At 68.6% G+C, this 2090-nt stretch carries 4 protein-coding genes; all 4 read right to left on the bottom strand.

Going from position 1 to position 2090, the window contains the following annotated elements; translation table 11 throughout:
* On the bottom strand, positions 1–161 hold a 161-nt coding region (locus tag AC04L7_RS17330; RefSeq protein ID WP_475513525.1), incomplete at its 3' end, for a DUF3861 family protein.
* Between the two features lie 107 nt (positions 162–268).
* Entirely contained in the window at positions 269–841 is a 573-nt protein-coding gene (locus tag AC04L7_RS17325) for a M23 family metallopeptidase (protein WP_435999925.1), read from the bottom strand.
* A 4-nt stretch (positions 842–845) separates the two neighbouring features.
* Positions 846–1487, bottom strand: a complete 642-nt coding sequence (locus AC04L7_RS17320; RefSeq protein WP_435999923.1) for a tellurite resistance TerB family protein — start codon at positions 1485–1487, stop codon at positions 846–848.
* Between the two features lie 136 nt (positions 1488–1623).
* A complete protein-coding gene (locus tag AC04L7_RS17315; protein WP_475513524.1) occupies positions 1624–2022 on the bottom strand; it encodes an HU family DNA-binding protein in 399 nt (132 codons plus the stop codon).
* Between the last annotated feature and the right edge of the window lie 68 nt (positions 2023–2090).

Here is a 2090-nt window from a genome sequence, read left to right as displayed (position 1 = left end):
TCGCCACTGAGGCCGCGCTGGCGCTGGACGTTCTCGAGGATGCGCATCCAGTCGTCGTGGCAGCCATGCTCGAATTCGATGGTGCAGCGGCCGGGGGAGGGCTGGCCATCGCCCTCAATCGGCGTGACGGTGATGCGATAGCGGTGGGAGTCGTTGGGCATGGCAGCGGTACAGGCACGCGTCGGGGACGAATCAAAGATAGGCCCACACGCCGTGGGTAACGAGCGTCGCCCCCGCGATGGACTGTTCCGCCCGGCGGCGCGGCGGTTCAGTCGACGGTCGCGGTGGCCGCGCCTGCCGTGAACAGCGGGAGCGGATCGTAAGCGCCAGCGGCGCCATAGATGCCGTAATGGAGGTGCGGTGGCGTGCCTCGCGCATTGCCGGTCGTGCCGACGAACCCCAGCACGTCACCGGGGTGCACGACTTGGCCGTCGGCCAGGCCGGGCGCCCAGTCGTCCAGGTGCGCGTAGTAGTGGCGCTCGCGTCCCGGGCCGAGCACCCACACCTGCTTGCCCCCCAGTCCGCCATCGCGGATCGACACCACGATCCCGCGCGTCGCGCTGACGACAGGCGTGCCGCGCCTGGCGAAGATATCCACGCCCTGATGGGTACGGTCGCGGCCTCGCGGCGCGCCGAACGTGTCGGCCACCTGTCGCGCCCGCACTCCCTCGACGGGAACGGGCAACGCGGTCGGCGCGGGCGCCCGCGAGATATCCCACAGCATGCGGGCAGGGGCCATGAAAGGCCGGCCCCATGCCCACGCCAGCAGCATCGCCAGCACGGCCAGCGACAACAGCGTCCAGGCCAAGCGCCTCAGGCGCCGCGCGGCGGGCCGCACCATTCGATCAGCCCTGCGGAGAGGACTGCATCTGCGCCAGCTGGCGTTCCAGCTGCGCCTTCAGCGACGGATCCAGCTTCAGCTGCTTCGCCAGCTCATCSAGATAGGCGCGCTCCATGAAACTCTGTTCGTCGGCGACCATCAGGCTGGCCAGGTACATCTCCGACGCGATCTCCGGCGTACTGCCGGCGCGCGCGACGTCCGCCGGATCCAGCGGCTTCTCCAGCTCGGCATGCAGCCACTGCTGTACATCGCCGTCGGTGCCGAGTCGGGCGAATTCGCCTTCGATCACTTCGCGCTCGCGCGCATCGATGTGGCCGTCGGCCTTCGCTGCCGCGACCAGCGCCGTGAGGATGGCCTGGCTGTGCAGCTCCACCTGCGGCGGCGGAAGGCGATCCACGGTCTGCGGACCGGCGCCGGCGGCGAACCCGCCCTGCTGCCGCTTGTAGTCCCCATAGGCCCGATAGGCCATCACGCCGATCGCGGCCAGGCCGCCATACGTGGCGAGCTTGCGGGTGGTCTTGTTCTTGCCCAGCAGCAGGCCCAGCGCGCCGCCGCTGATCGCGCCCTTGCCGAAGTCGGCGTTGAGTACGCTGCCGCTGCCGCTGGAGGATTTCAGCAGATGGTCGAGGAAGCCCTGGATCTTCATGCGCGGAGCACCTTGTCGTGGGGAGATGAAGGATGACGTGCGGGCGATGCCGGGGCTTCGCAAGGGCGGCCAGCGGCATCAAAAAAAAACGGGACGGCATGGCCGTCCCGTTCGTGTCACGCGAGGTGCGCCGCGATCAGGCGGCGGCGTCCTTCAGCTTCTTCAGCGGACGGACCTTGACCTTCACCGTGGCGGGCTTGGCGGCGAACCACTGCTCTTCCTTGGTGAACGGGTTGATGCCCTTGCGCTTCGGCTTGGCCGGCACGTTGACGGCCGTGATCTTCAGCAGGCCGGGCAACGTGAAGGCGCMCGCGCCCTTCTTGTTCACCGAGGCGTGCACGGCGCTTTCCAGCGAGGCCAGCACGGCGCGGACGTCCTTGGCGGCCACGGAGGTCGCTTCGGCGATGTGGGCGACGAGGCCCGACTTGCTCAGCGCTTCCTTGATCGGCTTCGGGGCGGCCGGCTTGGCGGCGGCCTTCGGTGCAGCTTTCTTGGCGGCCTTTTTCGGCGCGGCCTTCTTGGTGCTCTTTGCCATGTGTCCTGTCTCTACTGTCGAGTGGTTGGGTAATCGGGCCGATCGCATCGGCAAGCGAAATGTAGGGC

Source organism: Pseudoxanthomonas sp. LjRoot204_2, assembly GCF_056175765.1.
Note: the sequence above shows the minus strand (reverse complement) of the source record. Positions and strands in the feature narration are given on the sequence as shown.